The organism is Massilia sp. NP310, assembly GCF_019443485.1.
Taxonomy (GTDB): domain Bacteria; phylum Pseudomonadota; class Gammaproteobacteria; order Burkholderiales; family Burkholderiaceae_D; genus Telluria; species Telluria timonae.
The window spans coordinates 357,943-372,151 of record NZ_CP080379.1; the positions used below are offsets into that span (position 1 = coordinate 357,943).

General features: G+C 66.9%; 11 protein-coding genes. 6 read left to right on the forward strand and 5 right to left on the reverse strand.

Features of this window, described 5'->3' with window-relative positions; all coding sequences use genetic code 11:
* Positions 1 to 45: 45 nt before the first annotated feature.
* Positions 46 to 1,011 (reverse strand): TerC family protein, encoded by a 966-nt coding sequence (locus KY496_RS01670; RefSeq protein WP_005669679.1) that lies wholly within the window; start codon positions 1,009 to 1,011, stop codon positions 46 to 48.
* A gap of 150 nt (positions 1,012 to 1,161) precedes the next feature.
* On the opposite strand from KY496_RS01670, the gene nhaR reads away from it, so the two are divergent.
* A complete protein-coding gene (nhaR, locus tag KY496_RS01675) occupies positions 1,162 to 2,088 on the forward strand; it encodes a transcriptional activator NhaR (RefSeq protein ID WP_184239510.1) in 927 nt (308 codons plus the stop codon).
* 101 nt (positions 2,089 to 2,189) lie between these two features.
* Complete coding sequence (locus tag KY496_RS01680) at positions 2,190 to 2,840, forward strand: glycoside hydrolase domain-containing protein (RefSeq protein ID WP_005669683.1); 651 nt, start codon at positions 2,190 to 2,192, stop codon at positions 2,838 to 2,840.
* Here the strand turns inward: KY496_RS01680 and selD are convergent.
* The 3 genes from selD to KY496_RS01695 form a co-directional block, all read right to left on the reverse strand.
* Positions 2,824 to 3,879, reverse strand: a complete 1,056-nt coding sequence (gene selD, locus KY496_RS01685; RefSeq protein ID WP_219863586.1) for a selenide, water dikinase SelD — start codon at positions 3,877 to 3,879, stop codon at positions 2,824 to 2,826. The genes KY496_RS01680 and selD overlap by 17 nt on opposite strands.
* A gap of 147 nt (positions 3,880 to 4,026) precedes the next feature.
* On the reverse strand, positions 4,027 to 5,619 hold the full coding sequence (locus KY496_RS01690) for a DEAD/DEAH box helicase (protein ID WP_040777672.1): 1,593 nt from the start codon (positions 5,617 to 5,619) through the stop codon (positions 4,027 to 4,029).
* 358 nt (positions 5,620 to 5,977) lie between these two features.
* The gene (locus tag KY496_RS01695; protein WP_219863588.1) at positions 5,978 to 7,303 is read right to left on the reverse strand and encodes a transglycosylase SLT domain-containing protein; all 1,326 of its coding nucleotides are present in this window, start codon (positions 7,301 to 7,303) and stop codon (positions 5,978 to 5,980) included.
* A 319-nt stretch (positions 7,304 to 7,622) separates the two neighbouring features.
* Here KY496_RS01695 and KY496_RS01700 point away from each other — a divergent pair, with 319 nt between their 5' ends.
* On the forward strand, positions 7,623 to 8,189 hold the full coding sequence (locus KY496_RS01700) for a DUF1415 domain-containing protein (protein WP_219863590.1): 567 nt from the start codon (positions 7,623 to 7,625) through the stop codon (positions 8,187 to 8,189).
* Positions 8,173 to 8,391, forward strand: a complete 219-nt coding sequence (locus KY496_RS01705) for a DUF1289 domain-containing protein (RefSeq protein WP_219863592.1) — start codon at positions 8,173 to 8,175, stop codon at positions 8,389 to 8,391. Before KY496_RS01700 ends, KY496_RS01705 begins: the two co-directional genes overlap by 17 nt.
* Positions 8,392 to 8,400: 9 nt before the next feature.
* On the opposite strand, the gene KY496_RS01710 is transcribed toward KY496_RS01705, so the two are convergent.
* Complete coding sequence (locus KY496_RS01710) at positions 8,401 to 8,910, reverse strand: DUF1993 family protein (RefSeq protein WP_219863594.1); 510 nt, start codon at positions 8,908 to 8,910, stop codon at positions 8,401 to 8,403.
* 163 nt (positions 8,911 to 9,073) lie between these two features.
* Between KY496_RS01710 and KY496_RS01715 the strand changes: the two genes are divergently transcribed.
* Together KY496_RS01715 and KY496_RS01720 are read left to right on the forward strand one after the other, a co-directional pair.
* Entirely contained in the window at positions 9,074 to 11,935 is a 2,862-nt protein-coding gene (locus KY496_RS01715) for an EAL domain-containing protein (RefSeq protein ID WP_184239499.1), read from the forward strand.
* Complete coding sequence (locus KY496_RS01720) at positions 11,928 to 14,192, forward strand: molybdopterin cofactor-binding domain-containing protein (protein WP_219863596.1); 2,265 nt, start codon at positions 11,928 to 11,930, stop codon at positions 14,190 to 14,192. Before KY496_RS01715 ends, KY496_RS01720 begins: the two co-directional genes overlap by 8 nt.
* The last annotated feature ends 17 nt before the right edge of the window (positions 14,193 to 14,209 follow it).

The following is a 14,209-nucleotide window of genomic DNA, read 5'->3' on the forward strand; positions in this document are numbered from 1 at the left end:
CGTCGACCTCGCGCCAGCGGCGTTCTTTGCTTCTTACTTTGCTTCTTACTTCGCTTCGCCCTTCGGCTTGATCATCAGGCTGGCGATGCAGCTGCCAGCGATCAGCACGGCGACGACGGTCAGCGAAGCCTGCACCGGCACGTGATACCACGGCATGATCAGCATCTTGACGCCGATGAAGGTCAGGACCATCGCCAGGCCATACTTGAGCAGGTGGAAGCGGTCAGCCACGTCGACCAGCAGGAAGTACAGCGCACGCAGGCCCAGGATCGCGAACATGTTCGACGTAAACACGATGAACGGGTCGGTCGTGATCGCGAAGATTGCCGGGATCGAGTCCACCGCGAAGATCAGGTCGGTCACCTCGATCAGGATCAGCACCAGGAACAGCGGCGTCACGTAACGCAGGCCGTCCTTGCGCACGAAGAACTTCTCGCCATGGTCGCCCTCGGCCACCCGCAGGTGCTTGCGCGCCAGCTTCAGGATCGGGTTGTTGGCCACGTCCGGTTCTTCGTCGACCGCCACCAGCATGCGGATACCGGTGAACAGCAGGAAGGCGCCGAACAGGTACAGGACCCAGCTGAATTCGCTCACGACCCAGGCGCCGGCGCTGATCATGATGGCGCGCATGATGATCGCACCGAGCACGCCATAGATCAGGACGCGGCGCTGGTATTGCTGCGGCACCTGGAAGGCGGTGAAGATCAGCAGGAACACGAACACGTTGTCGACCGACAGCGCTTTCTCGATCAGGTAGCCCGAGAAGAATTCGAGTGATTTCTGGCTCGCGATTTCAGGGCCGGCGGTGTCCTTCAGGTAGAAGTACAGGGCGGCATTGAAGATCAGCGCCAGGCTGACCCACACCAGCGACCAGATGCCGGCTTCCTTGACGCTGACCTTGTGCGCCTTGTTGCCGCCGAAGACGAACAGGTCGAGCGCCAGCATGACGAGCACGAAGCCGACGAAGCCGGCCCACATCATGGGGCTTGCGATGGTTTCCAATCCGTTCATCGGCTACTCCTTGTACTTGCAGTGAGACGAGGGGGCATGACAGTCCTCCGGTTGATAATAAAACCCCACTATAGAGCGCACCAATACATCGCACAAATCGAATCTTATTTGATGTAACATCGGATTTTTCGATGTTTACGAGAGCGTGCCATGTCGACACTCAATTACAAGCACCTGCGCTACTTCTGGATGGTGGCGAAGACCGGCAGCATTGCCAGGGCGGCCGAGCAACTGCACCTGACCCCGCACTCGATCTCGGGCCAGCTGTCCGAATTCGCCGACAGCCTGGGCGTCGAGCTGTTTCGCCGGGTCGGGCGCAAGCTCGAACTGACCGACACCGGGCGCCGCATCGTGAGCTATGCCGAAGAGATTTTCAATACCGGCGACGAGCTGCTCGAGCTGGTGCGCGACCACGCCTTCGCCACCACCACCTACCGCGTCGGCTGCGCCGACTCGGTCTCCAAGCTGATCGCCTTCGACCTGGTGGAGCCGGCGCTCAAGCTGAAAGAGCCCGTCAAGCTGATCTGCCGCGAAGGGCGCCTCGACAGCCTGATCGCCGACCTGGCGGTGCACCGGCTCGACCTGGTCATCGCCGACCGCCCGATCCCGGGCCACTTCAGCGTGCGCGCCTATAACCACTTGCTGGGCGAGAGCCCGATGACGGCCTTTTGCACCGAGGTCCTGGCGGCCAGCTTCGACCAGCCGTTCCCGGCCTGCCTGCACAATGCGCCGCTGCTGTTGCCGGGCGAGGATTTCGCGATCCACCAGCGCCTGTTGCGCTGGCTCGAGCGCTGCGACGTGCATCCGCGCGTGGTGGGGGAGTTCGACGACAGCGCGATGATCCAGGCCTTCGGCCGCTCGGGCGCCGGCGTGTTCTTCGCGCCGAGCGTGATCGCGGCCCAGGTCGCCAGCCAGTATGGACTGGTCGCGCTGGGCCAGGTCGAGTCGGTGGTCGAGCAGGTGTATGCGATCACGACCGAGCGCCGCATGAGCCATCCGGCCACGGTGGCGATCAGCAGGCTGGCGCGCGACAAGCTGTTTGCGCGTGGCGACGGTCGCAGCGATGGCGGAAGCTGAGCATGCCGTTGCGCTCAGTCAATCCGAGGTCACGCCCCGAATGGCACAGTAAGTTCTTGCCCAAAACCAATCGGACGCAAAAACTGTTCGGGAGATGCACCATGGGACTGCTGCGCGGCTGCGATTCGCCGTTTACCATTGCGGCCCACGCCGCGTCGCTGCGCCGGCGCGGCATCGACTTCGTCATGCGGCGCTACAGCCGCGATCCATCGACCAACCTCGACGCCGGCGAGGCGCAGCGGCTGTGCGGCGCCGGTCTGCGCATCGGCGCGCTATGGGAGGGATGCGGGGCGCGCGACCGGCTCACGCGCCAGCAGGGCTTGCGCGATGGCGCCGAGGCCCTGCACCTGGCCCGCGCGGCCGGACAGCCGCCCGGCAGCGCGATCTATTTCGCCCTGGGCGAGGACACGACGCCGGCCGACATCGATGGCGTGCTGAAGCACTATCTGGCCGGGGTGCGCAGCGCGCTGGGCGGCGCCGCGGGCTACCGCGTCGGGGTACACGGCAGCCATGCCTGGTGCGCCGGACTGGTCGACCGCGGGCTGGGCGCGTTGAGCTGGCTGGTCTCGATGCCGGCCGGTGGGGTGGCGCCGCGCCACAACCTGCTGCAATGGCCGTCCGCGCGCCTGGTGCTCGACGGCGCCGAGCTGCGCCTGTCGCCCGTGCTGGGGCAGCCGGGGAGGGACCCCGGCCTGTTCCAGCTGGCCGGGCCTGGCGCGGCCCTCAGCGCTGCGTTCAGGCGCGAACGCTGACGCCGGCGGCGCCGGCGTCGATGCGGCCGACCACCGCCGCGTCCGCGAACCCTTCGCGCGCGAACAGGGCCAGCACGTCGTCGACCGCGGCCGGATCGCAGGCCACCAGCAGCCCGCCCGAGGTTTGCGGATCGGTCAGCAGCGCGCGCTGGGCCGAGGTGAGGGAATCATCCAGCTGGACGTCCTTGCCATAGGCCTCCCAGTTGCGGCTCGAAGCGCCGGTGAAGAAGCCGTCGTGCGCCAGTTGCAGCACGCCGGGCAGCAGCGGAATCGCCGGCATGTCGAGCTGCGCGTGCAGTTGGGCGCCGCGCGCGATTTCGAGCAGGTGGCCCAAGAGGCCGAAGCCGGTGACGTCGGTCATGGCGTGCACGCCCGGCATGTCGGCCAGCAGGCGGCCCGGCTTGTTCAACTTGGTGGTGTTGGCGATCATGGCCGCATAGCCTTCCTCGCCCAGCACGCCCTTCTTGAGCGCGGCCGACAGCACGCCCACGCCCAGGGGCTTGCCCAGCACCAGCACGTCGCCGGCGCGGGCGGCGCTGTTCTTCTTGACCTTCGAAGGGTGCACCAGGCCCATCACCACCAGGCCATAGATCGGCTCGACGGAATCGATCGTGTGGCCGCCGGCGATCGGGATGCCGGCTTCGCGGCAGATCGACGCGCCGCCTTCCAGGATCCGGCCGATGGTCTCGAGCGGCAGCTTGTTGATCGGCATGCCGACCAGCGCCAGCGCCATGATCGGGGTGCCGCCCATCGCGTACACGTCCGAGATCGCATTGGTGGCGGCGATGCGGCCGAAGTCGAACGGGTCGTCGACGATCGGCATGAAGAAATCGGTGGTGGCGACCAGCGCCTGCTCGTCGTTGAGCTGGTAGACCGCGGCGTCGTCCGAGGTCTCGATCCCGACCATCAGCTCCTTCGGCAGCGGGAAGCCGCCGGACGACTTGAGGATCTCGGCCAGCACGCCGGGCGCGATCTTGCAGCCGCAGCCGCCGCCGTGCGAGAACGAGGTGAGTTTGATGGGTTGGTCGGTGGTGCTCATGGGATGTCCGGTTGTCGTTGATCGTGGAATTATCGCGCAAGTCGGGCGTCGATGCTTGGCCCCCGGCCGGCGCCAAAAAAAACGGCTGCCGAAGCAGCCGTTTTTCACTGACGCCAAGTCAGGATCCCCGCCTGCGCGGGGACATGCTTATTCGCCGAACGAACGGCGTGCGCCGTCCATCGAGCGCGGGTGGGCGCCCTTGTAGCCGCCTTCGCGGCGCTGGCCCTGGCCTTCGCGCGGGCCGCCGAAGCGGTTGCCGTCGCGTGGCGCACGGTCGGCGGCCGGACGGTCGCCTTGTGGGCGCGGGGCGTAACCCTCGCGCGGGCCACGATCGGCGTAACGGCTCTCGCCGGCTGGGCGGTCGCCGTGCGGACGCGCCGCATAGCCTTCGCGTGGCGCGCGATCGGCGTAGCCGCGCTCGTAGCCACCCTCACGCGGACCCGACGGCTTGCCGAAACCGCGCTGGGCCGGCTTGCCGTTGCGGCCGTCGCCCGGCTTCCAGCCCGGACGCGCGGCCGAACGCGGCGCCGCCGCGCGCTTCGGTTCGAAGCCTTCGATCACGTTGACCGGGATCGGCTGGCGGGTGAAGCGCTCGATGCGGCGGATGTTCATGTTCTCGGCGTGGTTGACCAGCGAGATCGCGGTGCCGTTGCGGCCGGCACGGCCGGTGCGGCCGATGCGGTGCACGTAGTCCTCGGGGAACTTCGGCAGGTCGTAGTTCACCACGTGGGTGATGTTCGGCACGTCGATGCCGCGCGCGGCGACGTCGGTTGCGACCAGCACCTTGACGCTGCCGCGGCGCAGGCTGTCCAGCGTGCGGTTGCGGGCGCCCTGGTGCATGTCGCCATGCAGCGCGGCGGCGGCGAAGCCGGCGATGTTCAGGCGGTCGGCGATCATGTCGGCGTCGCGCTTGGTGGCGGTGAACACCACGGCCTGGTCCAGCGTCTCGTCGCGCAGCAGGTGGTCGAGCAGGCGGTTCTTGTGCGACAGGTCGTCGACAAAGTGCACGCGCTGCACGATGTTCTCGTGGCGGTTGGTGGCGCTGGCGATCTGGATCGTCAGCGGGTCGCTGGTGATGCGGCGCGCCATATTGCCCACGACGCCGTCCAGGGTTGCCGAGAACAGCATGGTCTGGCGGGTCGACGGCGTGGCGGCGACGATCTTCTCGATGTCGTCGATGAAGCCCATGTCGAGCATGCGGTCGGCTTCGTCCAGCACCAGGATCTCGAGCTGCGAGAAGTCGATCTTGCCCGATTCCATGTGGTCGATCAGGCGGCCCGGCGTCGCCACCAGGATCTCGGGATTCTTGGCCAGCAGTTGCATCTGCTTCGGGTAGGGCATGCCGCCCAGGATCGAGACGCAACGCACGCGGCGCATATGGGCCGTGTACTTGTCGGTGTTGCTGGTCACTTGCAGGGCCAGCTCGCGGGTCGGGGTCAGGACCAGCATCTTCGGCTGGGCCGGCTTGAAACGGACGCGTTCGCCGCGTGCGCGGGCAGCCTGCGCTTCTTGCGCAGGAGTCTTGCCGGCAGGAGCAGGCTCGGCGTTCGCCAGGTGGTGCAGGGCCGGCAGCATGAAGGCCGCGGTCTTGCCCGAACCGGTTTGCGACGAGACCAGCAGGTCGCGGCGCGCGATGGCCGCGGGGATGGCTTGCGCCTGGACCGGGGTCGGATTGGTATAGCCGGTGTCGGCCACTGCCTGGACGATGGACGCGTGCAGGCCTAGTGCTTCAAAACTCATGTGTTCTTTACTTTCGGAATAAATCATGCACGTTCGCACATGTGGCGCGAACGTAAAAATGCAACGCGAACCGACAAACGAAATGACTCAGTAATGAAAGAAATTTCGGCACAAAAGCTTTGCGCCGGGACGGTGTCTGGAAACGACACGCAAGGCGGGAGGCTTTGGAAAGGCGCTCTGATCGAGCTGCCTGGGGTTTGCGTAGCTGCTTGTTGTACTGCTGACGCTGCTATCACCGGCTCATGAAGTTCATGATGCGGGCGCGATGTCGCAGCGCACAAACGGAACTATACAGGTTTTTCCGGTTCTTTGCACGACAGCGCATTAAACCGTGCAGTTAATGCTGCACGGCAATATATCAGCGCTGCTTGCGCGCGGACGAGGTATTGCGGGCGATGCGCTTGCCGCTCTTGCTGGCGCCCGCCTTGGCCTTGAAGCGCGAGGCATTGCGCTTGGCCTTGCTGCGGTCGCTCTCGAAGGCCAGCACGGCGTTCTCGATGATGTTCTCGGCGATGTCGCCCTGGTTCGAGGCCGAGGTCTTCGGCACCAGGATCGTCGAGCCGGCCTTCAGGCGCATCTGCGGCGGGATGTTGTTGGCCTGGCGGATGACTTCGGGCGTGGTGCCGAATTTCGAGGCCAGTTGGGAAATCGTCACGCGGGCGCTGGTGATCTTGTGCGTGGTCCAGGTGGACAGGGCATGGCCCCATTGCGCCAGGTTGATGTGGAATTTCTCGGCGTTTTCTTTCGGCAGCAGGATCTTGGTGCGCTCGCCGCCGATGATGACCGGCTTCTTGAACTGCGGATTGAGCGCCTTGAATTCGTCGAGCGACATTTCGGCCAGCTGGGCCGCGATGGCCAGGTCGATGTCGCTGGTCTTGTCGACCGTGGTGAAATAAGGCTGGTTGTCGATTGCCGGCAGGGTGACGCCATACTGGGAAGGATTGGCCACCACGTTCTTGACCGCCTGCAGCTTCGGCACGTAGTTGCGGGTTTCGGCCGGCATCAGCTCGGCCAGGCTGTCGAAGTCGGTCGGCTTGCCCAGTTCCTGGTTTTTCTTGATGGCGCGCTGAACATTGCCTTCGCCCCAGTTATATGCCGCCAGGGCCAGCGGCCAGTCGCCGAACATCGTGTACAGGCGTTGCAAGTAGGACAGGGCGGCGTCGGTCGAGGCGATCACGCCGCGCCGCTCGTCCTTGAACATGTTCTGGCGCAGGTCGAAGTCCTTGCCGGTGCCCGGCACGAACTGCCACAGGCCGGCGGCGTTGGCGCTCGACATGGCTTGCGGATTGAAGGCCGATTCGATCACCGGCAGCAGCGCCAGCTCGGTCGGCATGCCGCGCTTTTCGAGTTCCGACACCACGTGATACAGATAGGGCGAGGCGCGCCCGGAAATGCGGGACAGGTTGCCCGGGTGGGCCGCGTAGGCCTGGGTGTGGCGGGTCACCAGGGCATTGTTCAGGTCGGGAATCGCATAGCCGCTGCGGATGCGGCCCCAGACATCGGTCTCACGGTAGTCGTCGGCGTCCAGCTTCATCGGCGACAGCGCCGGACGTTCGATGCTCGACGCGGCGTAGGCGCCTGAAGCCGGAGCTGCGTCCATCGCCTGACTCAGCGGCGCCGCTGCCAGGAGGGCCAGCGCGGCCAGGGTGAAGATGGAGCGTTTCGTGTCGTGCATGGGCTTCATGAGGCGTTTCCAGTGTTGCGTCCAGGAACGAACGGACAGGACAAGAGGGCAGTGTACGTATCAATTGTCGAGTCAGTCAAGAATTAAGTCGCTGTCGTTACAATTCAGGCCGAAGGAAAAATGTCATCCGTTGGCATCATGAAAACGGAAGATGCCGTACATATCACGGATATTGACGAGCAGGACGCTTTTTGCCCGACCCACCTCGAATAACGGTCGCGTCTGGCAAACCTTAACGCCATGGATGGGTCCAACTATGAGTCGGCGCAAAGAGTGCGTACAATCCAGGCTTTGCAGTTCGCCTTTCGAAAGCTTCACCATGAGCACCCCCAATCTGAACGCCGACGATGACGCCATCGTCGCCGCCACCCGCAAGTGGCTGGAGCGGGCCGTCATCGGCCTCAATCTCTGTCCCTTCGCCAAGTCGGTCTATGTCAAGGAGCAGGTACGCTACGTCGTCTCGAACGCCACCACGCCCGAGCAATTGCTTGAAACCTTGATGGACGAGTTGCAGCACCTGTCCGACACCAGCCCGGAGCAGGTCGACACGACCTTGCTGATCCATCCCTTCGTGCTGAACGATTTCGAGGACTACAACGAATTCCTGGACGTGGCCGATGTCGCGGTCGAGGACATGCAGCTCGACGGCGAGCTGCAGGTGGCGTCCTTCCATCCGGACTACCAGTTCGCGGACACCGACGCCAACGATATCTCGAACTACACCAACCGTGCCCCGTATCCGATCCTGCACCTGCTGCGCGAGGACAGCATCGCGCGCGCGGTCGACGCCTTCCCGGAAGCGGAAGCGATCTTCGAGAAGAACATCGCCACCATGGAAAAGCTCGGCCATGAAGGCTGGGACAAGCTCGATGTCGGCCCGGCCTGAAGACGGCGCCACCACGGCGCCCTTGCCCGAACGTCCCGACACCCCGTGCGTGGCGGTGTGCTCCACCACCTTCGACGAGGTATGCCGCGGCTGCGGCCGCACGGTCGCCGAAGTCGCCAACTGGGTGTCGATGGACGCCGCCGCGAAGGAAGTCGTGTGGCAGCGCATCCTGGCGCAGGGTTATCCGCGCCGGAATAGTTAAGCGCGGGGCTCAATAGCCCCCGATGAAATCCTTCTTGCCGATCGGGACGCCGTTGTGGCGCAGGATCGCGTACGCCGTCGTCACGTGGAAAAAGAACTGCGGCAGCGCGAAGTGCGTCAGGTAGCGCGCGCCGTCGTCGAAATGGCGCGCCCGCTCGCCGCTGCCATGGGTGACGGGACGGGTGGCGCCGGCTTCCACATCCGCCGCTTTCAAGCTGTCGATGAAGTCCAGCGTCTTGCTGATGCGCTGTTGCAGCTCGGCAAAGGTGTGCTCGCCATCCTCGTAGCGCGGCGGCTCGACCCCGGCCAGGCGCGCGCTCGCGCCCTTGGCGAAGTCGGTGGCGATCTGGACCTGCCTGGCCAGCGGGAACATGTCGGGGTAGAGGCGCGCCTGCAGCAGGGCGTCCGGCTCGATGCGGCGTTCCTGGGCGTGGGCCTCGGCTTTATCAAGCACTGCGGCGAGACTGCCCAGCAGCTGGCGGAACACCGGCACCGAGGCGGCGTACAGGGAATGGCTCATTTGGTTCTCCTATTCTGGTTAGTCCAATAGCATCGCGATCATAACAAGTCTTGTCGCGCGCCGTTGACGCATTCGACCGCATAATTAGTGACTCCCGGCAAGCAACTGTGCATAATCTGGCCATCCTTTATGCATCGGGCTTAGCAGGCCCAGTCCCGCATCCATGTCGAGTCCCGCCGCCCGCACCCCGTCCCGCCTGCGTTCGCTGTATGGCCGTTCGTTGTACGGTGCGCTGCTGCTGGTGGTGTTCGCCGGCCTGCTGGCTCCCGCCGTGGTTGGCAGCTACCTGCTGGTCGGCCTGCAGCAGCGCGCGGGCGCCAGCCCGAACGACACGCTGCAGGGCAATTACGCGCTGGTGCTGGCGCTGCAGCTGGCGGTGTCGCTGCTGCTGATCGCGCTGCTGCTGCGGCGACGCCTGCTGTCGCCGCTGCGCAAGCTGATGCGCTTTTCGGACCGCCTGGCGCGCGGCGACTTCGAGACGCCGCTGGCGCTGTCGGCCCACGACGAGCTGGGGCAGCTGGGCGAGCAGATGGAGCGCATGCGCCTGGCGATCCGCGACCTGTTCGCCGACGTCGCGCGTCGCGAGGAACAGTTCCGCACCATCGTGACCCAGGTCCCGGGCGCCGTCTACCGCGTGCGCGCGGGCGGGGCGATCGAATTCGTCAGCGACGAGATCGAGAAGATCACCGGCTACCCGTCGGCGCGCTTCATGTGCGCCACCACATCGGACTGGGCCGCCATCGTCCATCCGGAAGACCGGCGCCTCTACTACCGCACCGTCCGCGACGCGGCCCTGTCGGGAAACGCGTACGAGATGGAATACCGGATCATCGACGCCTGCGGCATCGAGCGCTGGGTGCAGGAGCGCGGCCAGCCGCAGGCCGCCTGGGATCCGGCGCTGCATGGGCCGGACGGCGTGCGGGTGGACGGCATCATCTCGGACATCAGCGAGCGCCGCCACGACGAGATGCGCATCGAGGCCTTGCTGGCCGAGCAGGGCGCGATCCTGGACAACGTCATGTTCGGCGTGCTGTTCGTGCGCCAGCGCCGCATCGTTTCCAGCAACCGCCGCTGCGAAGAGCTGTTCGGCTACGGCGAAGGCGACATGGTGGGGCAGTCGACCGCGATCCTGTATCCGAACCACGACGACTACGAACGCATCGGCGTCGAACAGTATCCGCTGCTCGAGAAAGGCATGGACCTGGGCGAGGAGCGCCAGCTGCGCCACCGCGACGGCAGCCTGTTCTGGTGCCTGATGAGCGGCTGTGCGCTGGAGCCGAACCGCGCCGACGAGGGCAGCATCTGGGTGTTCGCCGACATCACCGAACGCAAGCTGGCCGAGGAAAAGCTGCGCCTGTCGGCCAACGTCCTGGAACACATCGCCGACGGCGTGATGGTGCTCGACGTGCATGGCCGGATCGTGGCCACGAATCCCGCCTTCACCCGCATCACCGGTTATGCCGAGCACGAGGCATTGGGGCGTTCATCGAGCCTGTCGTCCCACGACGCGGCGGGCAGTCGCAACGATCCCGCCCTGTACCAGGAACTGTGGCGCGAGCTCGACGCGTCAGGCTTCTGGCGCGGCGAGATCTGGGACACGCGCAAGGGCGGTGAAGCCTACCTGGAGGCGCTCACGGTGTCGGCGGTGCGCGACGACGACGGCGCCACCACCCACTATGTGTGCGTGTTCAGCGACATCACGCGCGCGCGCGAATCGCAGATCCAGCTCGATCACCTGGCCCACCACGATGCGCTGACCGCGCTGCCCAACCGCCTGCTGTACCACGACCGCCTGCGCCACGCGATGGCGCGCGCCGAACGCGACGGCGAGCAATTGGCGGTGCTGTTCATCGACCTCGACCGCTTCAAGAACGTCAACGACACGCTCGGCCACCACGTGGGCGACGATTTGCTCAAGCAGGCGGCGCAGTCGCTGTCGCGCTGCCTGCGCGAAGGCGACACCCTGGCGCGCCTGGGCGGCGACGAATTCATCCTGCTGCTGGAAGACGTCGACGGCGTGCGTGGCGCCACGCGGGTGGCCGACAAGCTGATGGCGATGTTCGAGCAGCCTTTCGAGGTCTCGGGCCACGAGCTGTTCGTCACCGGCAGCGTCGGCATCAGCCTGTATCCGCGGGACGGGAACGACATGCACATCCTGATCCGCAATGCCGACGTGGCGATGTACCAGGCCAAGGCGCGCGGCCGCAACTGCTACCGGTTCTACGCCCCGGCGATGAGCGGCGACGGCGCGCTGCGCCTGCGCATGGAAGCGCTGCTGCGGCGCGCGATCGAGAAGCACGAGATTTATCTGGCCTACCAGCCACAGGTCGAGATCGACAGCGGCCGCCTGGTCGGCGTCGAGGCCCTGCTGCGCTGGAACAGTCCCGAACTGGGGCAGGTGGCGCCAAGCCGCTTCATCCCGCTGGCCGAGGACACCGGCTTCATCGGCCAGTTGGGTCAGTGGGTGCTGCAGGAAGCCTGTCGCCAGATGGTGGCGTGGGAAGCGCGCGGCCTGGCGGTGCCGAAGATCGCCGTCAACCTGTCGGTGCGCCAGTTCGAGCGCGGCGGCATGGCCACCGCCGTGGCCGCGGTGCTGCAGGACACCGGCCTGGCGCCGCAGCGCCTGCAGCTCGAGGTGACGGAATCGGCGATCATGAACACGGGCGACGCGCTGCAGTACGTGAACGACCTGCATGCGATCGGCGTCTGCCTCGCGATCGACGACTTCGGCACCGGCTACTCGTCGCTGGCCTACCTGAAGCAGTTGCCGGTGCAGACCCTCAAGATCGACCGCAGCTTCATCAAGGACATCCCGCAGGATCCGGACGACGAGGCGATCGCGATCGCCATCATCCAGCTCGGCAAAAGCATGAACCTGTCGGTGATCGCGGAAGGCGTCGAGCGCGAGGACCAGGCGGCTTTCCTGCTGCGCCACGGCTGCAAGCTCGCCCAGGGCTATTTGTATGGCAAGCCGCTCGCACACGACGAGATCCTGGCGCGCTGGGGAGTGACGCAGGATGCGTAAGCCCACTCGCCGCAGCTTCCTGCTGGCCGGCCTGGCCGCCGGCGGCGCGCTGCTGATCGGCTGGGGCGCGCAGCCGCCGCGCCAGCGCCTGCATCCTTCTCGGCCGCTGGCGCTCGGCGGCGACGAGGTCGCGCTCAATGGCTGGGTCGCGCTCGCGCCCGATGGGGCGGTGTCGGTGGTGGTGCCGCGCAGCGAGATGGGGCAGGGCGTGCACACGGCACGGCCGATGCTGGTGGCCGAGGAGCTCGACGTCGGCCTGGACGCGGTGCGCGTCATCGCGCCGCCGATCGACAAGATCTACGCCAACGTCACGGTGCTGCGCGAGAACTTGCCGTTCCACCCGGACGACGCCGGCCGCACGGCCCAGGGCGCCCAGTGGCTGATGGCCAAGATCGGCCGCGAGCTGGGCATCATGTTCACCGGCGGCTCGAGCAGCGTGCGCGACGCCTGGCTGCCGATGCGCGAAGCGGGCGCGGTGGCGCGCGCGATGCTGGTGAAGGCGGCTGCGCAGGAGTGGGACGCGCGTGTGGAGGATTGCCGCACCGAAGATGGCTTCGTGATCCACGTCGACGGCCGCAGCGCCGGCTATGGCGCGCTGGCTTCTCTGGCGGCGCAGGCCGGCGCCGGCCTCACCGCGCAGGACGTGCGCCTCAAGCCGCCGTCGGCGTTTCGCCTGATCGGCCGGCCGCAGCCGCGCCTGGACAGCCGCGCCAAGGCCGACGGCAGCGCGCGCTTCGGCATCGATGCGCGGCCGGCCGGGATGGTGTATGCGGCCCTGGCGATGGCGCCGACGATCGGCGCCACGGTCGCCACCTTCGACGCCGACGCCGTGCGCCGGATGCCGGGCGTGCTGGCCGTGGTCGACGTCTCGTCCGCGCTCGCGGGGCGCGCCGGCGCCGGGGCCGGCGTGGCGGTGGTGGCGTCGACCTGGTGGCAGGCGCGCCAGGCGGCCCAGGCCTTGCCGGTCACCTGGCAGCCAGGCGAAGGTGCGGCGCTGTCGAGCGCAGGGATCCTGGCCGGCCTGGCGCGCGCGCTCGATGAGGAGCGTGGCTACGTGTACCACGAGACCGGGGCGCAAGAGGTCGAGGGCGCCGTGCGCACGCTGCGCGCTGAATACCGCGCGCCGTTCCTGGCGCATGCGGCGCTGGAACCGCTCAACTGCACCGCCCAGGTCACGCGCGGCAAGGTGCGGCTGTGGGCCTCGACCCAGGTGCCGAGCATCGCGGTCGACTGCGCCGCGCGCGTGGCCGGGGTGGCGCGCGAGGACGTGGCGATCGAGGTCATGTTGCTGGGCGGCGGCTTCGGACGCCGGCTCGAAGTCGACATGGTGGCGCAGGCGGTGGCCATCGCCAAGGCGCTCGATGGCCAGCCGGTGCAGCTGATCTGGAGCCGCGAGCAGGACACCATGCACGACGTCTACCGGCCGGCGGCGCTGGCGCGCTTCACGGCGCAGCTGGACGAAGGCGGGAACATCCTGGCCTGGGACAACAAGTCGGCGAGCGGCGCCATCGGCCACCAGTACTTTGAACGCAGCCTGGGCCTGCCGGGCGTGGGGCCGGACAAGACCACCGCCGAGGGCGAGTACGACCATCAATATGCGATCCCGAACCAGCGCGTGGCGCACGTGACGGTCGACAGCGCCGTGCCGATCGGCTACTGGCGTTCGGTCGGGCACTCGCACAATGCCTTCTTCAAGGAGTCGTTCCTGGACGAGGTGGCGCACGCCGGCGGCCAGGATCCGGTGGCCTTGCGGCGCAAGCTCCTGGCGCGCCATCCGCGCGCGCTGGCGGTGCTGGACGCGGCAGTGGCCGCCGCCGGCCAGCCGCCGCCACGGCGGGCCCATGGCGTGGCGCTGCACCGCTCGTTCGGCAGCATGGTGGCCCAGGTGGCCGAGGTCTCGGTCGACGGTAGAGAGATCCGCGTGCACCGCGTGGTGTGCGCGATCGATTGCGGCCTGGTGGTCAATCCCACTATCGTGGCCCAGCAGGTCGAATCCAGCGTGGTGTTCGGCCTGTCGGCGGCGCTGGCCGGCGAGATCACGATCGAACAAGGCAAGGTGCGGCAGTCGAACTTCGGCGACTATCCGCTGCTGCGCATCGGCCAGGCGCCGCAGGTGGAGACCATCGTCATGGCAAGCCGCGCGCACCCCGAAGGCGTGGGCGAGCCGGCCGTGCCGCCGGTGGCGCCGGCGGTGGCGGCGGCGGTGTTCAAGCTGACCGGGCAGCGCCTGCGCAGCCTGCCATTGACACTGAATTGAGCGCCTGGCAGTCGCCG

Excerpts from the sequence above, each read along its gene's own strand:
- KY496_RS01705 (WP_219863592.1), top strand. The coding sequence starts at position 8,173 with ATGTCGGCCCGGCCTGAAGACGGCGCCACCACGGCGCCCTTGCCCGAA.
- KY496_RS01720 (WP_219863596.1), top strand. The coding sequence starts at position 11,928 with ATGCGTAAGCCCACTCGCCGCAGCTTCCTGCTGGCCGGCCTGGCCGCC.
- KY496_RS01710 (WP_219863594.1), bottom strand. The coding sequence starts at position 8,910 with ATGAGCCATTCCCTGTACGCCGCCTCGGTGCCGGTGTTCCGCCAGCTG.
- selD (WP_219863586.1), bottom strand. The coding sequence starts at position 3,879 with ATGAGCACCACCGACCAACCCATCAAACTCACCTCGTTCTCGCACGGC.
- KY496_RS01700 (WP_219863590.1), top strand. The coding sequence starts at position 7,623 with ATGAGCACCCCCAATCTGAACGCCGACGATGACGCCATCGTCGCCGCC.
- KY496_RS01670 (WP_005669679.1), bottom strand. The coding sequence starts at position 1,011 with ATGAACGGATTGGAAACCATCGCAAGCCCCATGATGTGGGCCGGCTTC.
- KY496_RS01690 (WP_040777672.1), bottom strand. The coding sequence starts at position 5,619 with ATGAGTTTTGAAGCACTAGGCCTGCACGCGTCCATCGTCCAGGCAGTG.
- KY496_RS01680 (WP_005669683.1), top strand. The coding sequence starts at position 2,190 with ATGGGACTGCTGCGCGGCTGCGATTCGCCGTTTACCATTGCGGCCCAC.
- nhaR (WP_184239510.1), top strand. The coding sequence starts at position 1,162 with ATGTCGACACTCAATTACAAGCACCTGCGCTACTTCTGGATGGTGGCG.
- KY496_RS01695 (WP_219863588.1), bottom strand. The coding sequence starts at position 7,303 with ATGAAGCCCATGCACGACACGAAACGCTCCATCTTCACCCTGGCCGCG.
- KY496_RS01715 (WP_184239499.1), top strand. The coding sequence starts at position 9,074 with ATGTCGAGTCCCGCCGCCCGCACCCCGTCCCGCCTGCGTTCGCTGTAT.